1 protein-coding gene is annotated in these 1,336 nt (G+C 43.3%); it reads right to left on the bottom strand.

The window, feature by feature from the left end:
- Nucleotides 1–39: 39 nt before the first annotated feature.
- Nucleotides 40–1,263 (bottom strand): IS256 family transposase, encoded by a 1,224-nt coding sequence (locus AC1M9D_RS13975; protein WP_481612433.1) that lies wholly within the window; start codon nt 1,261–1,263, stop codon nt 40–42.
- Nucleotides 1,264–1,336: the final 73 nt, after the last annotated feature.

The raw sequence follows: 1,336 nt of genomic DNA, 5'->3' as shown, positions 1-1,336 counted from the left end.
GAGCCTGTAAATAATTTTGTGTAATTGCTTTTCATAAATTTAAAGGTGATTGCTTAAGCGGTCACCGAATTCAATAATAAAGCGGCTCATGGCTAAACGCCAGTCGCGAATAGGCATATTCCACTTTTTAGACGCTGCATCAATTGCCAGGTAAATCACTTTACGTACAGAATCATCCGTTGGAAAGACTTTACGCTTTTTGATCGCCTGACGTATTACGCTGTTTAATGATTCGATCGCATTGGTGGTATAGATGGCTTTGCGTATCTCGGCTGGATAAGCAAAGAAGGTATTTAGATTCTCCCAGTGTGTACGCCAGCTTTTGCTGATCTGTGGGTACTTGTCATCCCATGTTTGGGCGAATTGATCCAAGGCCATCAAGGCTGCCTCTTCAGTAGGTGACTGATAAACGGCTTTTAAATCCTGAGTGACGGCCTTGTAATCTTTCCATGATACGTATTTCAAGCTGTTACGCAGCATATGGATAATGCACAGCTGGATATGGGTTTGCGGGTATACGCTGTTAATGGCATCAGGAAAGCCTTTTAGTCCATCCACACAGGCGATCAGAATATCCTGCAACCCTCGGTTTTTAAGCTCAGTCAGGACATTCAGCCAGAACTTTGCACCTTCATTCTCAGCCATCCACATGCCGAGCAGTTCTTTCTGTCCATCAAGATTAATGCCTAAGGCAAGGAATACAGCCTTGTTGATAACACTGCCATTATGACGGACTTTAACTACAATACAGTCCATATAGACGATGGGATAGAGTGCATCCAGCGGACGGTTTTGCCATTCAGCGACTTGCTCCTTAACAGCATCAGTCACCTTGGAAATAAGCGTTGGCGATACATCAGCATCGTACATTTCTTTGAAAGTAGCCACGATTTCACGGGTAGTCATGCCTTTGGCATAAAGGGATAGAATTTGGCTATCCATTTGCGTGATACGCCTTGCGAAGCAGTGCTTCTCATTCTTTTTAATTAGCTGTGGCTCAAATGTGCCATCACGATCTCGTGGTGTGGTGATCTCAATCTCACCATCATCGCTCAGCACGGTCTTACTGGAATAACCGTTACGAGCATTTGAACCGTTCTTACGAGCATTCTTTTCATGTCCGAGATGTTCGGTAAGTTCGGCATTGAGAGCCGTTTCAACAGTGAGTTTAGTCAACAATCGGGTGAATTGATTGAGATCGTCTTCTGTTTTGATTCCTTTAGCAAATTCTGCTGCAAGGTCTTTTAGTTTTTGTTCGTTCATCATGTTGCCTGACTCCGTTGTGAATATGAACATAGCAAATTCAGGCAATTACACAATTTAATTTACAGTCTCA

Source organism: Acinetobacter sp. ANC_7682, from assembly GCF_056779795.1.
Note: the sequence above shows the minus strand (reverse complement) of the source record. Positions and strands in the feature narration are given on the sequence as shown.